This window comes from Bacillus cereus group sp. BfR-BA-01524 (assembly GCF_022662595.1).
Classification (GTDB): Bacteria; Bacillota; Bacilli; order Bacillales; family Bacillaceae_G; genus Bacillus_A; species Bacillus_A thuringiensis_S.
The window spans coordinates 1-828 of record NZ_JAKUDW010000250.1 but is presented as its reverse complement, the minus strand read 5'-3'; the positions used below and the strand labels follow the sequence as shown (position 1 = coordinate 828).

Genomic DNA, 828 nt, shown 5'->3' with positions numbered 1-828 from the left:
GCAAACATTCCACGTAGTACGTACTATTACTGGATGAAACGTTTTAATCGTCCTGATCCAAATGCGGAGGTAAAAGAACTGATTCAAGCTATTTATAATGAACACGATGGGTGTTATGGCTATCGTCGTATTCGTGATGAACTTATGAATCGTGGACACAAAGTAAATCATAAAAAAAGTGTATCGCCTTATGAAAGAATTAGGGTTAAAATGTCTGGTTCGTATGAAAAAATATCGCTCTTACAAAGGGACAGTTGGGAAAATTGCGCCAAATATTTTAAATCGCAACTTCCAAGCTGAAAAACCAAATGAAAAGTGGGTTACAGATATTACGGAGTTTAAATTATTTGGGGAGAAGTTATACCTATCACCAATGTTGGATTTATTTAATGGTGAAATTATCACGTATACAATTAGTTCCAGACCGACCTATTCCCTTGTTTCAACGATGTTGGACCAAGCCCTTTATTGTGTAACCGATCCGGATAAACTCCTCATTCACTCTGATCAAGGTTGGCACTATCAAATGAAACAATACCGCCATTCTCTTAAGAATTGTGGCATAACTCAAAGTATGTCTCGCAAAGGAAACTGTTATGACAATGCCGTTATTGAAAATTTCTTCGGTATTATGAAATCGGAATTTCTGTATCGAAAAGAATTTGAAAGTATAACACATTTCAAACAAGAATTAGCAAAGTATATAGAATACTATAATCATAAAAGAATTAAGGCAAAATTAAAGGGTATGAGCCCAGTACAATACCGGGCTCATACCCTAGAGGCTGCCTAATGAAACGACCTGTCTAACTTTCGGGGGTCACTTCA

Annotated in this window: 1 pseudogene; it reads left to right on the top strand. The window is 36.4% G+C overall.

The window, feature by feature from the left end:
* Positions 1 to 793 (top strand): annotated as a pseudogene (locus MR170_RS30850) (IS3-like element ISBth10 family transposase); the annotation flags it as partial.
* Positions 794 to 828 lie beyond the last annotated feature (35 nt).